The organism is Mucilaginibacter sp. L196 (assembly GCF_009765905.1).
GTDB lineage: Bacteria > Bacteroidota > Bacteroidia > Sphingobacteriales > Sphingobacteriaceae > Mucilaginibacter.
In genome coordinates this window covers 813,830-834,466 of record NZ_LMUO01000009.1, presented here as the reverse complement: position 1 = coordinate 834,466, position 20,637 = coordinate 813,830, and the positions used below count along the sequence as shown (strand labels likewise).

Annotated in this window: 18 protein-coding genes; 10 read left to right on the top strand and 8 right to left on the bottom strand. The window is 40.1% G+C overall.

Annotated features, from left to right (window positions below):
* Window positions 1-124: 124 nt before the first annotated feature.
* The 4 genes from cysM to GSQ74_RS07155 form a co-directional block, all read right to left on the bottom strand.
* Window positions 125-997 carry a cysteine synthase CysM gene (cysM, locus tag GSQ74_RS07170; protein ID WP_158991608.1) on the bottom strand — a complete coding sequence of 291 codons (873 nt, stop codon included), beginning with the start codon at window positions 995-997 and terminating at the stop codon, window positions 125-127.
* A 1-nt stretch (window position 998) separates the two neighbouring features.
* Complete coding sequence (locus GSQ74_RS07165) at window positions 999-1,805, bottom strand: serine O-acetyltransferase (RefSeq protein WP_158991606.1); 807 nt, start codon at window positions 1,803-1,805, stop codon at window positions 999-1,001.
* Window positions 1,806-2,003: 198 nt separating this feature from the next.
* On the bottom strand, window positions 2,004-3,296 hold the full coding sequence (locus tag GSQ74_RS07160; RefSeq protein ID WP_158991604.1) for a pitrilysin family protein: 1,293 nt from the start codon (window positions 3,294-3,296) through the stop codon (window positions 2,004-2,006).
* A gap of 13 nt (window positions 3,297-3,309) precedes the next feature.
* Window positions 3,310-4,674, bottom strand: a complete 1,365-nt coding sequence (locus GSQ74_RS07155) for a pitrilysin family protein (protein ID WP_158991602.1) — start codon at window positions 4,672-4,674, stop codon at window positions 3,310-3,312.
* Window positions 4,675-4,869: 195 nt separating this feature from the next.
* Here GSQ74_RS07155 and GSQ74_RS07150 point away from each other — a divergent pair, with 195 nt between their 5' ends.
* Window positions 4,870-6,345 (top strand): alpha/beta hydrolase-fold protein, encoded by a 1,476-nt coding sequence (locus tag GSQ74_RS07150; protein WP_158991600.1) that lies wholly within the window; start codon window positions 4,870-4,872, stop codon window positions 6,343-6,345.
* A gap of 1 nt (window position 6,346) precedes the next feature.
* On the opposite strand, the gene GSQ74_RS07145 is transcribed toward GSQ74_RS07150, so the two are convergent.
* Entirely contained in the window at window positions 6,347-7,039 is a 693-nt protein-coding gene (locus GSQ74_RS07145) for a GAF domain-containing protein (RefSeq protein ID WP_158991598.1), read from the bottom strand.
* A 270-nt stretch (window positions 7,040-7,309) separates the two neighbouring features.
* Between GSQ74_RS07145 and GSQ74_RS07140 the strand changes: the two genes are divergently transcribed.
* The 3 genes from GSQ74_RS07140 to GSQ74_RS07130 all read left to right on the top strand — a co-directional run bounded on the left by GSQ74_RS07140 (window position 7,310) and on the right by GSQ74_RS07130 (window position 12,254).
* A complete protein-coding gene (locus GSQ74_RS07140) occupies window positions 7,310-9,586 on the top strand; it encodes a glycosyltransferase family 4 protein (RefSeq protein WP_158991596.1) in 2,277 nt (758 codons plus the stop codon).
* Between the two features lies 1 nt (window position 9,587).
* Window positions 9,588-10,613, top strand: a complete 1,026-nt coding sequence (locus tag GSQ74_RS07135) for a glycosyltransferase family 4 protein (protein ID WP_158991594.1) — start codon at window positions 9,588-9,590, stop codon at window positions 10,611-10,613.
* Window positions 10,614-10,898: 285 nt separating this feature from the next.
* Window positions 10,899-12,254 (top strand): APC family permease, encoded by a 1,356-nt coding sequence (locus GSQ74_RS07130; RefSeq protein WP_158991592.1) that lies wholly within the window; start codon window positions 10,899-10,901, stop codon window positions 12,252-12,254.
* On the opposite strand, the gene GSQ74_RS07125 is transcribed toward GSQ74_RS07130, so the two are convergent.
* The 3 genes from GSQ74_RS07125 to trxA all read right to left on the bottom strand — a co-directional run bounded on the left by GSQ74_RS07125 (window position 12,251) and on the right by trxA (window position 15,477).
* A complete protein-coding gene (locus tag GSQ74_RS07125) occupies window positions 12,251-13,762 on the bottom strand; it encodes a glycoside hydrolase family 130 protein (protein ID WP_158991590.1) in 1,512 nt (503 codons plus the stop codon). The two genes, GSQ74_RS07130 and GSQ74_RS07125, sit on opposite strands and share 4 nt — an antisense overlap.
* A 300-nt stretch (window positions 13,763-14,062) precedes the next feature.
* Complete coding sequence (locus tag GSQ74_RS07120; protein ID WP_158991588.1) at window positions 14,063-14,983, bottom strand: DUF58 domain-containing protein; 921 nt, start codon at window positions 14,981-14,983, stop codon at window positions 14,063-14,065.
* 176 nt (window positions 14,984-15,159) lie between these two features.
* Window positions 15,160-15,477, bottom strand: a complete 318-nt coding sequence (gene trxA, locus GSQ74_RS07115) for a thioredoxin (protein WP_158991586.1) — start codon at window positions 15,475-15,477, stop codon at window positions 15,160-15,162.
* Window positions 15,478-15,746: 269 nt separating this feature from the next.
* Here trxA and GSQ74_RS07110 point away from each other — a divergent pair, with 269 nt between their 5' ends.
* The 6 genes from GSQ74_RS07110 (at window position 15,747) to GSQ74_RS07085 (ending at window position 20,584) form a co-directional block, all read left to right on the top strand.
* Window positions 15,747-16,433 carry a porin family protein gene (locus tag GSQ74_RS07110; protein WP_158991584.1) on the top strand — a complete coding sequence of 229 codons (687 nt, stop codon included), beginning with the start codon at window positions 15,747-15,749 and terminating at the stop codon, window positions 16,431-16,433.
* A 57-nt stretch (window positions 16,434-16,490) separates the two neighbouring features.
* Window positions 16,491-17,177: an MgtC/SapB family protein gene (locus GSQ74_RS07105; protein ID WP_158991582.1), complete on the top strand. Its 687-nt coding sequence runs from the start codon at window positions 16,491-16,493 to the stop codon at window positions 17,175-17,177.
* A 100-nt stretch (window positions 17,178-17,277) separates the two neighbouring features.
* Window positions 17,278-18,096: a 2,3,4,5-tetrahydropyridine-2,6-dicarboxylate N-succinyltransferase gene (locus GSQ74_RS07100; RefSeq protein WP_158991580.1), complete on the top strand. Its 819-nt coding sequence runs from the start codon at window positions 17,278-17,280 to the stop codon at window positions 18,094-18,096.
* Window positions 18,097-18,238: 142 nt separating this feature from the next.
* Window positions 18,239-19,354, top strand: coding sequence for a glycosyltransferase family 1 protein (locus GSQ74_RS07095; RefSeq protein WP_158991578.1), 1,116 nt, complete (start codon window positions 18,239-18,241; stop codon window positions 19,352-19,354).
* A gap of 1 nt (window position 19,355) precedes the next feature.
* Window positions 19,356-19,922: an L-threonylcarbamoyladenylate synthase gene (locus GSQ74_RS07090; RefSeq protein WP_158991576.1), complete on the top strand. Its 567-nt coding sequence runs from the start codon at window positions 19,356-19,358 to the stop codon at window positions 19,920-19,922.
* Window positions 19,923-20,101: 179 nt separating this feature from the next.
* On the top strand, window positions 20,102-20,584 hold the full coding sequence (locus GSQ74_RS07085) for a hypothetical protein (RefSeq protein ID WP_158991574.1): 483 nt from the start codon (window positions 20,102-20,104) through the stop codon (window positions 20,582-20,584).
* The last annotated feature ends 53 nt before the right edge of the window (window positions 20,585-20,637 follow it).

Sequence of the window (20,637 nt, the reverse complement as noted above, 5' to 3'; positions counted from 1 at the left end):
ATCTCTACATAGGCAAGCGATTAGAAAGGTATTGAACCTACAGAACCGCCCTGTAAAGTATAGAGATTGCTTCGTTCCTCGCAATGACGGTAGCTTTTATTTGTTGGCTGCTTAAATACAGAATTTAACCAAACAAATTACTGCTTAAGTATCGGTCACCCCTATCACAGCAGATAAAAATTATCGTGCCGCTGGTTAATTCCTGTGCTAATTTTATAGAGGCGGATAAAGCTCCACCGCTGCTCATCCCGGCAAAGATGCCTTCTTCTTTAGCCATTCTTCGGGCCATTAAAGTTGCTTCTTCTTCTGATATATCCATCACTCGGTCAACTCTTTTTGGGTCGAATATTTTAGGCAGATAAGCTTCGGGCCACCTGCGTATGCCGGGTATGGATGAACCTTCAATTGGCTGGCAACCTACTATTTGTATATCCGGGTTAACTTCTTTTAGATATTTAGAACAACCCATAATTGTACCGGTGGTGCCCATGGCGCTTACAAAATGCGTTATCTCCTGATTAGTATCACGCCAAATCTCAGGGCCGGTGGTTTTGTAGTGGGCCATGTAATTATCATGGTTAGCAAACTGGTTCAGCATAAAATAATCATCGCCAGCTGCTTTTTCTTCGGCGTAGTCGCGGCAAACCTCAATATCCTTTAGCAGGGTAACTTTCGCACCGAATGCCTCCATGGTTAAGGTACGTTCGCGGGTAGAGTTTGCCGGTAATACCAGCTCAATCTCTAAACCAAATAATGAAGCTATTAAAGCCAACGCTATGCCTGTATTACCGCTGGTGGCTTCAATAAGCTTAACCCCGGGTTTAATATCCCCACGCTCCAAAGCGCTTTTAATCATGTTTAGCGCGGCGCGGTCTTTTACGCTTCCGCCGGGGTTATTACCCTCCAGCTTACCAAATATTTTAACGTTTGGGTTCGGGTTCAACCGTTTTATTTCAACCAGAGGTGTGTTGCCTATTAAATCTAATATACCAGCCATGTTAATCTGCTTTAATTGAAACTCTTATTGTAGGATCATGAAATACCCGTGAATTTGGCGACACACTGGCAGTTAACCATACGTTACCACCGATTACGCTATCATGCCCTATGATTGTTTCGCCACCTAAAATGGTAGCGCCAGAATAGATAACTACATTATCCTCTACAGTTGGGTGCCGCTTGGTATTTGCCATACTTTTAGCAACACTTAACGCCCCTAATGTTACACCCTGATATAGTTTTACATGTTTACCTATCTGTGTAGTTTCACCAATTACCGTTCCTGTACCATGATCGATGTAAAAATATTCATCAATAACCGCAGCAGGGTGAATATCAATACCTGTTTTTGAATGCGCATGCTCGGTAAGTATCCTTGGCAAAACCGGGATCTCATATTTGTAAAGCAAATGCGCTAACCGATAAAAAGAAATGGCGAAGAAACCCGGATAAGTACGTATAACCTCAAATTCGCTAATAGCAGCGGGATCACCTTTAAAAATGGCGTCTATATCGGTATTTAGCACCCGGTATATCTCGGGCAACTCATTGAAAAATGCTTCAGCAAGCTTTTCGTTATCACAATTGCAGCAGGCTTTAGTAGCATTCATAATGTTGCAAAGCTCTGCTTTAAGCTTTTCAAATTTTTCTTCTAACTGCTGTATCGATAAAAATATATGTTTCGACTGCTCGGGATATAGCAATCGTATTACTTGCAACGCCCACCTGGTAATTGTTTTATTAGAAGGTACGGCAGCCGAGTTTTGCTGTTTATTTAACAATTGCCATAGGAAGTCTTCGTCCATGAATACCGGTTTTTTATGCAAGTTTAGATAAAATATTGCTGTTGATGTAAAAAAGAGGATAAAGGTTATTTTTTAATGACACATTTTTTGATGCACACTGGGAATAATGGGTTGTTTAAACTCACTATTCCCATTGTATTACTATGCAGTTAGAGTGTAACCAATAAAATCAACAATGCGATAAGGCTGTATACATAATCAATAAACAGGTGGTTTAAACCCGGCAATCACATCCAGGTTACCTACGTAACCCCATCTAAGGCCTTTTATGTAATAATTAATAGCATTATTAAGCTGTTCAACGGTTACCATATTAACTAATTGGGGTAAATCATCGTCATATTGCCAATTGCCTAAAATTTCTGCACGGCCCAAGCTGTTTGTTATTTCGGCTGTACTTTGCTCATTTATATAACTGGTAGTAATATAAGTGTTTTTTATATGTTGCAGCCATTCATCATCATAACCCCTTATTTGCACTTGCTTTAATACGGTTAACATCGCCAGCATTACTTGTTGCGGGTTGGTGGTACTGGCCGTCATAATGCTTACCGGCATACGTAATTGCAACGCGCCTGCACCCGGATCATAAGAAAGCCCTTGTGTTGACCGTACATATGAATATAAATTACCGGAAAGCCCACTTAAAGCTAATCTGAATGGTACAAAATCAGGGCTGGTAAATTCCGGAGCATTCATAACTGCACCAACATAATTTGTTTTCAGATCTTGTGATTCGCTAAGTAATTTATTATCAATTAATGATGGCGTTGTTAAATTAGGCGTTGTATACGGTGCAGATTTAATATTATTAAAGGCAACTAAAATTTTCTCATACAATTCGTCCTTAGTTATATTACCTACTACTACTATAAACATCTGATTTTTATTCAATATTTTATTATAGTAGTCTTTTAAATCATCAGCTGTAATACCGGCAATAGTTTGTTCGGTGCCGATTGGATTAATGGCGTATGGCGTATTGGCGAAGGCGCTCTTCATTAATACATCAGAAAGGTTATTATTAGCAGTTGAATAATAATTTTTAATGTATGACAGCATCCTGCCTTTTAACAAATCTATTTGCGCGGCATCAAATACAGGATTATTTACCGCATCTGTAAACAGGCCCCAACCGGTATTAAAGTATTTAGCTATGCAATTAAGCTGGATAAATCCACAATCATAACTGGAATTACCGGATATCTTAATACCGTATTTATCGCAAGTATCTCTAAACGCATTCGCGCCATACTTTTTTGTACCACATTGGGTTGTGGCTTCGAGTGCGAAATTTTCAATCCCGGCTTTTATTATCGGGTAATTGGTAACGCCTCCCCTAAAATAAACCCTCACGTTAATAATCTTTTTTACAGATGGCTTGTAAATTACCTTAATGCCGTCAACAGTAAACGAGGTTGTGGTTGATTGTGCTAATAACTCATTAAACCCAACGCTTAAAACAACCAGGATTAGTAATAATCTTTTCATAATTCGAATAATTTTATTTGAAGAAACTGTCTGCATTTGATTGAGCTCTTAAATCAGGATTAATTAGCAGCCCCGCGCTGTATGGCCGGTTTTTAATGTACTTCTCTACATATCGTTTAAGTTCATCCTTTGTTACTTTCTTTAAGTTATCGTTATAACCTAATGTGTAATTTATTGAAGCGGCAGTCCACCAATATGATAAGGTATGCACATATGTGGTGGTTATTTCCTCTTCTCTTATGTTTGCTATCTCAAGCATTCTTCTGGAGGTTTCTATTTGCTCTTCTGTAAAATAATCATCGCTGTCCATCAAATCAATTTGTCGTTTAACCTCCTCTACACACTCTTTTATCTTATCCGGATTTGGGGTTATAAACAAACTTATTGGCCCAACATATTTACAGGTAAGGTATCCAATTTGCACAGTGGACGCCAGGCCCGATTGTATGAGCGCTTTATTTAGTTTTGATGAGTTTTGATTGATGATGTATGAAAACACATCGGCTGTATAGGTGGATGCTATATCATTACGAGTATCGGGACCCTGCCAGTAAATTGCGATATAAGGCACATGTGCTTGTTTAGATTCCACTATGGTGTAAGTTGATTTCCTGAGCGGTTCAAAAGCAGGAATAGGCCATTTGGTAAACGGATCAAAAGGTGCCGGAGCCCAATCGCCATATACCTGTTCAATCTCTTTAAAAACAACTTCATGTGCTACATCCCCCCCAACTATCATAATCGCGTTGTTTGGATAGAAATATCGTTTTTTAATAACATCAAGCGTAGCTGGTGTAGCGGCATTTATTACCCTAGGGTCGCCGGTCGGGTTTTTCCGGCTATACAGGCTGCCCCATAAATGCTTCCTGATAGAATCACCAAGTACATAATAAGGATTTGATTCCGTTTCGCTTTGTTGGTTGCTACAAATCTCCTTTGTCTTTTCCAGTTCATCCTCATCCATTTTAGGATACCTCACGGCTGAATTCATGAAATTTAATCCCTTAACCAGATTTGCAGCCGGCAGGGTAAAATAGGTAGTTGCATATTCATCGGATGTGGTAGAATTTCTTAATTGCATGCCCAATCCTCCGGCATGATAGCCTAAATCCTGTTGATTTACATAATCCCTGTTTCCCCTGCCAAGCATTGACAGATATAGTGACGTTAAGCCATTCATGCCATCGGGTTCGGTAAAAGCGCCAGCCTTAAAGGATAAAACAACTGTTGCCAATGGCACGCTGTGATCCTCAATTACCAAAATTTCGAGCCCGTTAGCAAGCTTTTTGCGAAATATGTTATCAGTTAATTTTTCCTGGGCATTACACAATAGTGCAGATACAGTTAATAAAATAATCAGGGAGTATTTTTTGGCCATAAGGTGTGGTTGAAACTGTTAAAATAGACAAAATTTTTAAATGAACAGCATTAACGATCAGAAACAATAACATTTCTCACGGTCGACCAAAACCGAGATTAAAAATCTGCAAGAGTAAATACCAAAATCAGTAGCTTTATAAACGCTATTTCGCGGTGTAACAACCCACAAATAACCTTGTCTTATTTAAACAATATGAAAAAAACGATATTCAGCTTTTTGCTTCTTGCGGGAATCATAAACCAAAGTTTTGCACAACAATTTAAGGTAAGCTATGCCGATAGCATTTTTAACAAACCTTTTACCGGTCGTGTTTTGCTATATCTATCCAAAGATAATAAAACACCTAAGGGCGGAGCGGCAGGAGAAGAGATTTTTCCGTGTTTCTCTGTGTATGTGAAAAATGTTAGGCCGGGTCAAAGTATTGTTTTTGATGATAAAGCAACAGCATACCCTGTACCCCTATCAGATATTGAGCGTGGTCAATATTATGTACAAGCCGTATGGGACCGCGATTTAGGCGGCAGGGCCATATCAGAAAGCCCCGGAAACTTGTATAGCGTTAGCCAAAGAGTAAACATTACAAAAGATTACAGTAGGATATTTAACCTAACTGCAACCAAAGTTGTACCTGAACCAACATTTACAGACAGGCAATACGCAAAAGAAATAAAAGCCCCATCGGCATTATTAAGCAGCTTTTTGAAAAAACCGATGACCGTTAACGGCACTGTGCTGTTGCCTAAAGAATATTATACAGAACCAAATAGAAAGTTCCCGGTGTTGTTTGTGGTATTTGGTTATGGCGGCGATTACCATCGTTTTTCAGGTTTCCCGAATCCATCCGCCCCGATTGATACTACCGCTTGTATCACCGTTTATTTAGATGGAAACTGCTCACTTGGGCATTGTGTTTATGCAAACAGCGACAATAATGGCCCCTGGGGTGATGCATTAACAACGGAATTTATCCCCTACTTAGAGAAAAACTACCGCTGCAATGGGGCACACTTGTTAACAGGCCATAGCAGCGGCGGCTGGACAGTTTTATGGCTACAAACCCATTACCCGAAGGTGTTTGATGGTTGCTGGTCGAGCTCACCTGACCCTGTTGATTTCAGGAACTTTCAGCGGATAGACCTGTATAAGGACCGCAACATGTATTATGGTAAAGACAGCACTTTAAACCTTACCGGTACTGTCGCCGGTTTTTTTCCATGGTTTGATATGAAGGACTGTTACCGTATGGAGCATGTTATTTATCGCGGCGAGCAAATGCACTCTTTTGATGCTGTTTTCAGCAAAAAAGGAAAAGATGGCGAGCCTGAGCGAATTTGCAACAGCGAAACCGGCGAGATTGATAGTAACGTATTCCAACATTGGAAAAACTACGATATATCCTTATATCTGCGCACTAACTGGGACAAAATAAAGCCCGATTTGGAAGGTAAAGTACGTGTAACAGTAGGTAAGCAGGATAATTTTTTACTTAACTACGCAGTAGTGATGCTTGAGGGAGAAATGAAGAAGTTAAATTCAACATTCGTATTTCAATATTATCCCGGCGACCACTTTACCATATCTACACCTGAATTCAGAAAAGATGGCTACAATTTTTTAGAAAAGAAGTATACTGAATGGCTGGCTAAAAATAATACAAGCAGCAAATAGCTTATGCCATCTTGAGTTTAGATGCTTCTTTCTCAATGGTATCTAAATGAAAAGAAATAAGCTCAGCAAATGAGGTAAAAAGTTCAATAGTCTCGGGGTTATTTACTTTGGCAGGTTTTGGGTCGATAGCGCAAAGCGTGCCAAAGAATGATCCATCCTGCCGCATAATAGGTACCGAGATATAACTTTGAAAGCCATATAATGCCGGGATTGGATGCTGCGCATAAAATTCATCCTGGCTAACATCATCAATTATCACGGCTTTGCTACTTTGGCGTATCTGGTTGCAAATAGTTGTTACCAGGTTTAATTCGCTGCCCGCCTCAAGGCCGAAACCTATTTTATCGCATACGCTGCAAGCGATCCATTTATCCTCGGTAACCCTGGCAACGGCGGCAAAACCCATGCCTGTTGAAGAGCAAATGATTTTCAGTATTTTGGGTACAATATCAATTTTGCTAATAGCTACAACATCAGGGTGCATTAAAGGGGGATCAATTAAATTACTGAGCGGCACCTCTAAAACTTCGGCAATAATAAGTAAGCTTTCCAGTTTTACCCTGATATAACCAAGTTCGAGTTTGCTGTAAGCGTTTTGGGAGATATTAAGTTTACTGGCAAGATAATCTTGTGAGTAGTTTCTGTAGAGCCTTGCGTTTTTAATGTTTGCTCCAGTGATTTTATCACTATACATGGGGTATCGGCTTAAAATTCATTGTTTAAGTAGAACATACTATCCTAAGTAATTGTTTTCAATACACTTACAACCTTAATGCATTAAATTGTGACATTATGAACCAGTATTTACAGGTAAATTGGTATGATTTATGCAACTGTACAACGCAAGAGCATTATTGAGCTAAAAAGCGCCTTTAAACCTGTTACTGCACACAATCACGTATGCAATTGCATACAAAACGTATTTATTTTAATATTTCTACCTAAAAATACATTCTATCTATCTATGAAAATAGCATATATCTCAACCTACCCTCCCCGCGAATGCGGAATAGCGACCTTTAATAATAACTTAATGCATGCTGTTAGTGCCAATTTCCCTAACAGAAAGAGTTTGCTTGAGGGTGGTTTTGTGGTGGCATTGAATGATTCTGAAAATTTGCATGAGTATGAATACCCGGAGGAAGTAAAATATATTATCCGCCAGGATCACCAAAAAGATTACATACGCGCAGCCAATTATATTAATACCAGTACCGCTGATGTTTGCATAATGGAGCATGAATTTGGTATTTATGGCGGCGAAAGCGGTATTTATATATTGCCATTGATAAACAGGTTGGAGAAACCTTTAATATCCATACTGCATACTATTTTAAGGGAACCAAGCTATGTACAGCGCATTATTATCCGCGAAATTGCCGAGCAATCATCCAAAATAATTGTGATGAGCAAAAGGGCGGTTGAGTTTTTAACCACCATTTATGAGATACCGATTGAAAAGATACAGATAATTGAGCACGGTGTACCTGATGTGGAAGCCCCAGAAGATAACCCGGTTAAAAACTTCCCGCAATTTAAAAACCACCGGGTACTGTTAACTTTTGGGTTAATAAGCCGCAACAAAGGCCTGGAAACCGTAGTGAAAGCCCTGCCCAAGATAGTAGAAAAACATCCTGATGTAATGTATGTGATATTAGGAAACACACATCCCGGCGTAATCAAAAATTCGGGCGAAGAATACAGGGATCACCTAAAAACGCTCGCGGCGCAGCTAGGTGTATCAAAGAACCTGGCCTTTATCAATAAGTTCGTATCAGAAGAAGAACTTGTTAACTACCTTACTGCCTGCGAGATTTATGTAACACCCTATTTAAACGAAGCGCAAATTACCAGCGGGACATTATCTTATGCAATTGGGTCGGGCGCAGCGGTGGTATCAACTCCGTACTGGCATGCTACTGAGTTATTGGATGATAACCGTGGCCGCTTATTTGATTTTAAAGATGATGACGCCCTGGCTGATATTGTAAATGAATTGCTTGATCAGGACAGATTACTAAACGAATTAAAAGAAAACGCTTATGAATATGGCCTGCACCTACGATGGCCGGTTACCGGTGCCGAATTTATTAAAGTTGCCCAGGAATCGTGCCGTACGCATGACTTTAGCGACAAGATTTTGCGTAACAGCATTGTTGACCCGGAGGTGTTGCCAAAATTCAGCCTTACCCATGTTAGACGCTTAACGGATGATACCGGTATAGTGCAACACGCTAAATATGGCATCCCCAATTTAAAAGAAGGTTATTGCCTTGATGATAACGCGCGTGCGTTAATAATGGCCTTAATGGCTTATCAGCGTAATAAAAGTCAGGAAGCATTTGAACTGTTACCTGTATACCTAAGCTACATTCACTACATGCAAACAGAGGATGGCAACTTCCGTAATTTCCTGAGTTTTAGCAGGCAATATTTGGATGAGGTTGGCTCTGAGGATTCCTTTGGCCGTACCATTTGGGCGTTGGGGCATTTAATCAGCTGCGCGGCAAGTAATTCCTACAGGGAGTTTGCTTTAGAGATATTCCAGCGATCATTTCCACATTTTAAGGCTTTGAAGCATTTGAGGGGAATGGGTAATACGATAATAGGTATTAGTCTTTATTTACAAGTATTCCCTACGGATGAAGGCATGGTAAACGAATTAGCTGAATTAACGAAACCGCTGATTGACTCTTACGAACATCACCGTGATACCGACTGGCATTGGTTTGAAGAAAAAATGACTTATGATAATGCGATATTGCCATTAGCGCTTTTGCATTCTGCTGAAATAACCGGCAATGAAAGAGCCAAAGAAATAGCATTGGAATCAATGGCGTTTTTGGATAAACTTACCTTATCGAATGGATACTTAAGTCCGGTTGGTAACGATGGCTGGTATTATAAAGGTGGCAAGTTCCCTGTTTATGATCAGCAGGCTATTGAAACTATGGCTATGGTGTTGATGCACTTTCAGGCATATCAAATTTTCCGCAAACCGGAATATATCGAGAAAATGTTCCTGTGCTACAAATGGTTTATGGGCGAAAACACCCTGCGCGCACCGTTATACGATCATGAAACAAAAGGCTGCTGCGATGGCTTGCTGCCAACTGGCATCAACCGTAACCAGGGTGCCGAAAGTACTTTAGCATATCTTATTTCGCACCTTACTGTATTGAAAGCCTTTGAGCTTGAATACGAATACAATAAGGTAAGCCAAAAACTGGAGATCTGCTAAGATGAAGATCGCTGTATTATCACCCGTTGCCTGGCGTACACCGCCCAGGCATTACGGGCCATGGGAGCAAATCGCATCAAACATTGCCGAAGGCATGGTTAAAAAAGGCGTTGAAGTAACGCTTTTCGCTACCGGGGATTCGATTACTTCAGGCGAATTGGATTCAGTTTGCGCGCAGGGTTATGAAGAAGACCGCACGCAGGACGCCAAGGTTTTGGAATGCCTACACATCAGTAATTTGATGGAGAAGGCTGGCGATTTTGATCTCATTCATAATAACTTCGATTTTTTGCCGCTTACCTATTCAGGCTTGATAAAAACGCCGGTAATAACTACCATACATGGTTTTTCATCGCAGAAGATCATACCTGTTTATAAAAAGTATAATTCGATAGGCCATTATGTTTCTATTAGTAACGCTGATAGGAGTCCGGAATTAGATTATCTCGCTACAGTTTATAATGGTTTGAATGTTGAAGATTTTGATTTTGTGGAGCAACCTGATGATTACTTATTATACTTCGGCAGGATACATTATGATAAGGGTTGTGCTGAGGCTATTGAGATCGCACAAAAAAGTAAGCGTAAATTGTTAATAGCTGGTATTATTCAGGATGAGAACTACTATCGCGAAAGGGTTAAGCCTTATTTAAATGAACAGATCCAATACATTGGCCACGCTGGACCAGAAAAAAGGAACGAATTATTAGGCAAAGCGACAGCGTTATTACATCCTATCAATTTTAATGAACCCTTCGGGATGAGTGTTGCCGAGGCGATGCTTTGTGGTACACCCGTTATTGCTTTTAACAGGGGATCGATGCCGGAATTGATACAAGCTGAAAAGACAGGGTTTTTAGTGAATACCATTGATGAGGCTGTTGAAGCAGTATCGAACTTAAAAAATATAAAACGGATTGATTGCAGTGATTGGGCAAAGTCCAAGTTTTCTAGCGAGAAGATGGTGGATGATTATTTTGATTTGTATAAAAAGGTATTGAGCCCTGCCAGATTTACGAAGTTTTAAAAACTTCGTAAATCTCTAATTCAGAAGCTGTTTAAAAATGATAAAACTATTGTCATTGCGAGGTACGAAGCAATCGCGAACTATGTATAATCCTTTTCTACGTGAGATTGCTTCGTTCCTCGCAATAACATTTTGCTTTAATGCCACTGGTTTAAGTTCAATTTAGATCACCCAAGGCCTTACCTTTTACCCTAAATTGTCGGAACGGTATCATTTCACATTTACAGCTAAAATAACTGACCTAAAAATTATACCTTACCTGCCTAAAAAACTTCAAAAAGTACAATGGCTGAAACTACGTCGACCCTTGAGCGTGGGTTATCACTAACACAGGCCAGCGCCATCAATATGATTGATATGGTGGGCATTGGCCCGTTCATTACCCTACCTTTAATAGTTGGTGCTATGCGGGGGCCACAATGTATTTTAGCCTGGGTGCTGGGTGCTTTGCTTGCTTTTTTAGATGGTTCGGTATGGGCAGAATTGGGCGCAAAATGGCCAATGGCAGGTGGTAGTTACGTTTTTCTGCAAAAAATATATGATAACAGATTCGGCAAAATGATGTCGTTTCTGTTAGTATGGCAAACACTTATACAAGCACCATTGGTAGTTGCCAGCGCGGCTATCGGCTTTTCAAAATATTTAACTTACCTGGTTGCATTAACCCCAATACAGCAAAAAATTGTAAGCGGGGCATTGGTAATATTAGTAACCATACTACTTTACCGTAATATAAAAAGTATAGGTAAAATATCCGTTTTACTATCTATAATAACAGGAGGTACTTTTATATGGCTGATTGGTTCAGGATTCAGGCATTTTAATCCACAGTTGGCATTTTCATTCAGTAAAGATGCCTTAGATTTTACTCCACTATTTTTTGTAGGGCTTGGGCAGGCATCCCTAAAAACGGTGTATTCCTATTTAGGTTATTATAACGTTTGCCATTTAGGTGGCGAAATTAAAAATCCTGAGATCAATATTCCACGCAGTATATTCCTCTCGGTTGCGGGCATTGCTATATTATATTTAGGCATGCAGATAATGATTTCAGGAGCCATGCCATGGCAGCAGATCGCTTCATCTAATTTTATTATAAGCACATATTTCCAACAATTATACAATCCATTTATAGCCAAATTAGCAACAGGGCTCATTTTAATTATTGCCAGTTCATCATTATTTGCGGTGATGCTGGGTTATTCACGTATCCCTTATGCCGCAGCAGTTGATGGAAATTTTTTCAAAATATTTGCCAAAGTCCATCCTAAAAAGAATTTCCCTAATGTCTCATTATTGTTTATGGGCGGTTTGGGATTTATTTTCAGCCTGCTATTTAAGTTAACAGATGTAATTATTGCCATACTTACTATGCGTATTATAGTACAATTTGTTGGGCAATCAACAGGCGTATTATACTGGCATTGGAGCAAGCCGAAAGAAGAAAGACCTTATAAAATGAAGTTATTTCCCTTACCTGCAATAATTGGTATAATTATATGGCTATTTATATTATTTACCAGCCCGTGGCCATTTATTGCAGGTGCAGCAGGCATTATTTTAGTTGGTGTGTTGATGTACTTTTTTATCATTGAGCCGCAAAAAGCCAAAAGACTTTCAGCGGCAGAATCAACTACTTAGTTTACCAATTCTTTCTTTTCTGTAATTTCCTGGTGAGAGATTGATGATCCATCCTGTAACAGTTTGTTCAACAGCTCATTTAGGTCAATCTCGGCAAAACCGGTTGATGAATCAGATATACCGTAAGGAATGATCAGTTTACCGTTGTGTACTATTGATCCGCAGGAGTATAGTACGTTTGGTACATAACCTTCGCGCTCATCACTGTTAGGTATCAACAAAGGTTCTTTTAAACGGCCTATCTCGATAGCAGGGTCATCCAGTTTCAATAAGCTCGCACCCAAAACGTAGCGGCGCATAGGGCCAACGCCGTGGGTTATCATCAGCCAGCCAAATTCAGTTTCAATCGGCGATCCGCAATTGCCTATCTGGATAAACTCCCAGGTAAACTTTGGTTGTTGCAGTAAAACAGGTTTTTCCCAGATGTTGATCTTATCGGAGTACATGATGTAGTTATTGCAACCATCAATCCTCGAGATCATCACATATTTACCGTTTACCTTACGCGGAAACAGGGCCAGGTTTTTATTCTGCGCACCATCACCATATAAAGGCATTATTTTAAAGTTATAAAAATCGTTGGTTTGCAGCAGCTTTGGCATAATCAGCGCACCATCATATGCAGTGTAAGTTGCATAATAAACTGATGTTCCATCCTCGTGCTTAAACTCCACAAAACGGGCATCCTCAATACCTTTACGCTCATATTCGGAAATTGGGAAGATGACACGATCGGATATATCGGTATCCAGCGAAAAAACAATCTCGTAGTAAGAATCCGCAAGCCATAAAACCTTGTCGTATTCCAGTTTCTTCATATCATCTTCCTGCAGTTTTTGCGAATCGATGATGATGCTACGCAGGTTTGAATATTCAAAATGATGATCGAGCTTGCCCTCCACCTCTTTTAAAACATCAATATTTATTTGGGTTGATACCGCTTTATCAAAAAACAGCTTTTTATTGTAAACCGCATTACGTACAATCTCGGCCTCGTCAATATAGCTACCGGCAGGCATTACGGTAATGTCGTTATTTTTATCGATCAGCGCACGACGGAAAGTGATTGACGAAATGTGCCCCTCGCCCACTGCCCTAAAGCTGATAATTACCCGCATTTCCCCGTCTTTTAGTTCGCTTTGATCCGGATCTTGAATAATAGATGGATTGAAAAACGCAGCCGACTCGATAGAGTATTCATGTGTGAAATAAGAACCGATCAATAATTTACGATATACCGTGAGTGTATCATAATCAATCTTCAGCTCGGCAATAAGAGGTTTTAGTTTGCTGCAATGACGATTTAAAACCCGGGTTATATTACGGTGGCGTTTGGAATATTCCTGCAAAAATGGTGAGATGATGCCAAATGCTTCATCCTCGCTGATGGTCATTACCCGCTGGATAACCTCCTTAGCACGTTCGTTACCATTAAAAAAGAACCTTGCAATAACACGTTTGGGATCGGGATATATTCTGATTGGTTTTCGCTCAACGGATAATCTCATAGAAAAAACTTCTTTATTCTTTAACACTAATACTGCTAAATTGATTTCAGCAATTTAAAATTGTACCGGGTATAGTTAGTAACTGTTTAAAAATGATAAGTAATCGTCATTGCGAGGTACGAAGCAATCTCTACATAGGTAGGTCGGACTTGTAAGTTTTCTCTGTATAACATAGAGATTTCTTCGTACCTCGCAATGACGCTTTGTTTTTGTGTTTATATAAACAACATTAAAGCATTTTCAGACAGTTTCTTACATTAATTAAACCTACGTATTTATTTGTTTATTCTTTAATCAGACTTATATCATCTTGTTTCGTTTAACCAGATATTGCTTTAAAATTTGGTGGTAGCCTTCATCAATATTGGCGTCAACTATATCAATTTTATATTGGGCGCACTTTAATTCTATTTGGTGACGGTAATGTTGTAACGATTCGCGGTAGGCATCTCGTATTTTTCCGGGATGTACTTTTATATTTTCGCCGCTTTCCATATCAATAAAGTGGTGTGGGCGGTTATCGAAATTAAAATCGAGCTCCTTTTGTTTATCAGTCACATTAAAAATAACTACCTCGTGCTTGTTGTATTTTAAATGCTGAATGGCCGCGAACAACGCTTGCAATTTTTCATCATTCATTCCATTCTCCAGCATATCGCTAAAAATAATAACCATTGAACGCTGATGGATTTCCTGCGCGATGTGATGCAGTACGCCCGTTATGTCGGTCGTAGTATTTTCTTTGGGTTCGTTATATGCTTTTTCCAGTTGCGCATACAAATAAAAAAGATGCGAGCCTGTTGATTTAGCGGCACTGATCCAATCGATCTTATCCGAAAACAGGCATAACCCGAATGCATCCCGCTGTTTTTTGAACAGGTACATGAGCGATGCCGCTGCGTAAATAGAAAACTCCAGTTTGCTGGTTCCTTTCTCAGGGAAATTCATGGATGATGAGGTATCCAACAGCAGGAAACAACGCAGGTTGGTTTCTTCCTCAAACTGCTTAACAAACAATTTATCGGTACGGGCAAGTAGTTTCCAGTCGATATTTTTTACTGATTCGCCGTTGTTGTACAGGCGATGCTCGGCAAACTCTACCGAAAACCCGTGAAACGGACTTTGGTGCAAGCCGGTAACAAAGCCTTCAACCACCTGGCGGGCAAGCAGTTCGAGGTTGGCTAATTGCCGTATTTGCTGATCGTTAGTTAGGCGCGACATTATATAAATATAAAAATTATTATTTAGCCCCCTCTAAATCTCCCCCGGTAGGGGAGACTTAGACTTTATCTTTCTAAAATCTTTCTGTTAATCAGTGGAATCCCTGATGGGGCCATAAAAAAAGCGTTACAGGTTATGTAACGCTTTTTCACAATAAATTATATTGCTTCTATATATTATAATTGCGCGGTTAATTTACCGGCAAGTATTGATTTTGGCACTGCGCCAATTTGTTTGTCTACAATTTCGCCGTTTTTAAAATACAATAAAGCGGGGATATTACGGATACCGAATTTCATTGATATACCTGGGTTGTTGTCAACATTTACTTTGCCAACAATAGCTTTGCCTTCATATTCTTTTGCAATTTCTTCAACAACAGGGCCAACCATGCGACAAGGACCACACCATTCGGCCCAAAAGTCAATTAATACTGGTTTGTCTGCTTTTAATACAAGCTCCTCAAAGTTTGCATCTGTTATTTCTAATGCCATGATATTTCCTTTTTTAAATTTTGTTATACAAATATATACTATTCAAATTGCTTGCCACAATTGGATTACTGCCAATGTGACAATGTGACAAATGAGTGAATATATTAACCCATTTTCAAGAATCGCCCAAATGATATTTCACGCCTCTTTGGGTTGAAATAGCTAAATTTCAAATTAACACTTTAAAGAAATATAGCTATATATGTAGCGTTTCTTTTATTTGTTTCGTAATATCTTATTATAAACAAATTCAATAACCCAAACCAATCATGAAAAAAATATTCCTTTCTCTGTTTTTAATCGCAGCTATTAGCCCGGCGTTCGCGCAAACTGTAAAATATGGCATTAGCGGTGGTTTAAATGAATCAATACTCAGTTCAAAAAGTGTAACAGGTGAAGATGATGTAAGGCTGACCGGTTTTCATGCAGGTATTTTTGGTGATATAGATTTTGGAAAAGTATCTATAGAGCCGGGGCTATTTTACACCACAAAAGGCCAGAGAGTTAATGAGACATTAATTGATGTACCTTATTATACAACCCAAGGCTCTAGTTATGGTTCAGGTTCTGCTTCAATTAAGGTGCACGATAATACTGTTTATAATTACCTGGAATTGCCTGTAAACGTATTATACAATATGCCTGTGAAATATGGTAAATTTTTTATTGGTGGCGGGCCTTATCTGGCTTATTGTTTATCTGCTAAATTAAAAACTGAAACAACCCCAAATGACAATACACAAGTAACAGAACAGGATACCCCACTTACTTTTGGCGGCGATAACGGATTACGCCGTTTTGATTTTGGCCTGGGTGCTTTATTTGGCTTAGCCTTAAAAAACGGGCTATCATTTAATGTGGGCTTTGAGCATGGCTTAACCAATGTGTATAAACCTGACACTGGCACTGCAGAAAACAACGTTTATACACTTTCGTTGGGGTATAGCTTTTTATAGCATATTTATCCATTAACATTAATAAAACAAAAAGCGATGAGGTTTTATTAACTGTACATGATCTCAATAGAGGAAATAACTATCCGGTTGGCCATTGCTGCCATATTGGGCAGCATAGTAGGCAGCGAGCGGCAACGGCACGAGTGGGCGGCAGGCCTGCGCACTCATATGCTGGTTTGTGTTGGCTCGGCACTGATTATGATCGTATCCATGTTTGGTTTTGGCGATGTGGTGAACCATCCGGGCATCGTGCTTGATCCTTCGCGGGTAGCGGCGCAAGTGGTTAGCGGCATAGGATTTTTGGGTGCGGGAACGATATTATTTTTGCGACGGGAGGTGGTACGTGGCCTAACTACAGCCGCAGGCTTGTGGACGGTAGCCGCCATTGGCCTGGCTTGTGGTGGCGGTTTATACTTTGCCGCATGCCTCACAACCGCCATCGTGTTTGTGATATTGGCGTTGATGAAGTCTGTGGAAACCAAGTTTTTCAATAAAAACAAGTTTAATGGCGTTACGCTAGTACTTGAACGGAAGCAAGTAAGCCTGGAGAATATTGAAACGGTGTTTAAAGATCACGGCATGAAATATACGCAGATCAGCCTATCGCCATCGCTTGAGGAAGATTTGGATGATATGAAAATTATGATTCAAAAAGTATCATTAGATAAAGGAAACCTATTGGTGATAATTGAAGACCTGCGCAAAATAAAAGGCGTTAGGGAAGTAAGTTTTACGGTTAACTGATTTTTTCATAAGGAATGGTTCATCTGTAAGCATCAATCTGAATCAGCGGTTCTCATTTTCGTTAAAATTCCTTTAATTTGCCAAAATATATAATTTACTGATGCAAGACCTTAGAAAACTAATTGAAGATGCCTGGGAAGACAGGTCTCTTTTACAAAATAACGATTACGCTACTGCTGTTGAAACCATAATTGAGCGCCTGAACAACGGCGAGATGCGCGTTGCTGAACCAAGCATCGGCGGCCGCTGGCATGTAAATGAGTGGATAAAAAAAGCGGTTATTTTATATTTCCCACTCAGGAACATGGAAGAAATAAAGGTTGGCCCTTTTGTTTTCCATGATAAAATGAAGCTAAAAACCGATTATAAAGAAAAAGGTGTTCGTGTAGTTCCTCATGGTATTGCCCGTTACGGCGCATTTTTAGCTAAAGGGGTTATTATGATGCCATCGTACGTAAACATTGGCGCTTATGTTGATGAAGGTACAATGGTTGATACCTGGGCAACCGTGGGTTCATGCGCGCAGATCGGCAAACATTGTCACTTGAGTGGTGGTGTTGGTATTGGCGGTGTTTTAGAACCTGTACAAGCTGCACCGGTTATTATTGAGGACAACTGCTTTTTAGGCTCAAGGGCTATTGTGGTTGAAGGTGTGCACTTAGAATCAGAAGTAGTATTGGGTGCTAACGTGGTATTAACCGCATCAACCAAAATTATTGATGTTACCCACGAAACACCAATTGAATATAAAGGCATAGTGCCTGCAAGATCGGTAGTGATACCGGGCTCATACCCTAAAGAATTCCCCGGTGGCGTATACCATGTGCCATGTGCCCTGATCATAGGTAAACGCAAGGAATCAACCGACAAAAAAACATCATTAAATGATGCTTTGCGGGTGAATAATGTAGCAGTATAGATAGATTGGAGATAGGCTAAGGCCTGTGCGATTCCCCTCTTGAGAGGGGTGTAGGGGTGTGTTATTCGCTTGCATAACACAGCCCTCCTGTTTCACAAGCCTTGCGCTCCCCCTCTCTCAAGAGGGGAATTATAATGAAACAATGAAAATAGGATACGATGCCAAACGTGCTTTTTTAAACAATACCGGGCTAGGTAATTACAGCCGGTGGTTGGTTAAGGCGCTGGCGCAACATCATCCTGAGAATACCTATTACCTGTATACTCCAAAGGTAAAGCCAAATCCAAGGCTTAATTTCCTGCAACAATTCAGCAATATTAAAACGGTTACCCCTGTTGGTAAGCTTATCAAATCGTGGTGGCGCAGTAAGGGTATTGTGGAAGATTTGCAGCGAGATGCTATCGATATTTATCATGGCTTGAGTCACGAATTACCAATAGGAATTGGCGAAAGTGGGATTAAATCAGTGGTTACGGTACATGATCTTATCTTTATGCGTTTCCCGGAGCAGTTTGGCAGGGTTAGTCGCAGTATTTACCGTTTAAAGGTTACCAAAGCTTGCGCTGTGACTGATAAAATCATCGCGATCAGCAAAAAAACAAAAGACGATTTGGTTGAATTACTTAATGTGGATCCCACCAAGATTAAGGTAATTTACCAGGGCTGCGACCCGATTTTCAAGATCGAACAATCTGCGGAGCAAAAAAAAGCAGTCGCCGAAAAATATAACTTGCCTGCCGATTTTATTTTAAGCGTTGGCACTATTGAAGAGCGTAAAAACTTATTGTTGCTTGTAAAAGCTTTGCCAACTATTGAGAATGAGATTCCTTTGGTTGTGGTGGGTAAGTCTACCAAATATTTAAAACTGGTTAAGGAATACCTATCAACCAATAACCTGAGTAACCGGGTTATTTTTTTGCACGGTGTGGAGTTTGCCGATCTGCCTGCTATTTACCAGCTGGCTAAGATTTTTGTTTATCCATCAAGATATGAGGGTTTTGGGATACCTGTTTTAGAAGCCATTACTTGTGGCACGCCCGTTATCGCGGCTAAAGGGTCATGTTTGGAGGAAGCCGGGGGCGATAGCAGCGCGTATGTTGATCCGAATGATCCTATTGATTTGGCGGATAAACTTAACGCGGTGATAAGCAACGAACAGCTTAGGAAAAAAATGATTACCAAAGGCAAAGAATATTCCCTTAATTTTGAAGACGCTAAGCTGGCCAACCAGCTGATGCAATTATATAAAAGCTTATAACATGCTTAAAGACGAAGTTGCCAAAGCATTTAAAATTATACAGGACGGCGGTATCATCCTCTATCCTACCGACACCATTTGGGGTATTGGCTGCGATGCTACCAATACCGAAGCCATACAAAAGATCTATCGCCTGAAACAGCGCGATGAAGCCAAAAGCATGATTATTTTGTTAGATACAGATAACAAGCTGCAAAGCTATATTGCCGAGGTTCCGGATGTTGCTTACGACCTGATTGAGTTTGCCGAAAATCCGTTGACGCTTGTAATGCCAGGTGCTAGAAATATTTCGCCAGCTATTATTAACAGCGATGGCAGCGTTGGCGTACGTATAGTTAAACACCAATTTTGCGAGCAGTTGATACAGCGTATGAAAAAACCTTTGGTATCCACCTCGGCCAATATCAGCGGCAAGGCATCACCTCAATATTTTTCGCAGATAGACCAGGAAATCATCGATGGGGTTGATTATGTGGTGGATATTGATCAGCATAGCATGGAGATCAAAAACCCGTCGACGATTATGCGGTTGGCGCCTAATGGTGGTTTTGAATTTATAAGGCGGTAGTGTTAGAATCAAGAGGGAAGAGTCAGGAATCAAGGCTCTTCCTTCCCCCCTCCCTCTCTACTGCTTGCGGAAGAGGGTGGTCGAGCGAAAATGCAATCTTCTAACACTCCGCAACTCACTCTTCGTACCCACCTAACACCTCTCCCCAATTTCTCAAAAAATAATATATATTTGATACAATGAAAAAGCTATTGGTAATGCTGATTTTATGCTCAAGTGCGGTGGCTTCCCGTGCGCAAAGCGTTTCCATGTCCGACCTAACCAACCTCGCTACCATTAACATGACCGATGCCAACTATTTTCTAACCACAGGCAAGCCATTTAAGCAGGAGTACAGTCAGGATGTAAATGGGTTAATGCTAAGGCACTATGTAGGTACAACGGCAGCCTCAAAGTGTGAAAGCGTAGTCATGGGCGATGGTATTAAAACAAGCACCCCGCTTGTATTACACATTGTTACTTACACCAGCACTAATACAAAATATATCCTCGAACTTATAGACCAGGTAAAATCCGCAGAATTAAAAAAGAGTTTCCAGGGAGCGGATCAGTTCAATCATATCTACATTTTTGATAATTTCTTGTACACTGTTCACGTTTACATCAAAACCGATAACAGCGGAGGCACCGTAAAGGTTGAACAAAAGTATTATGTAGAGTAATGCTGCATCTCAAAAGAAGCATTCATATATCAAGTCAAAAACAATAAATTTAA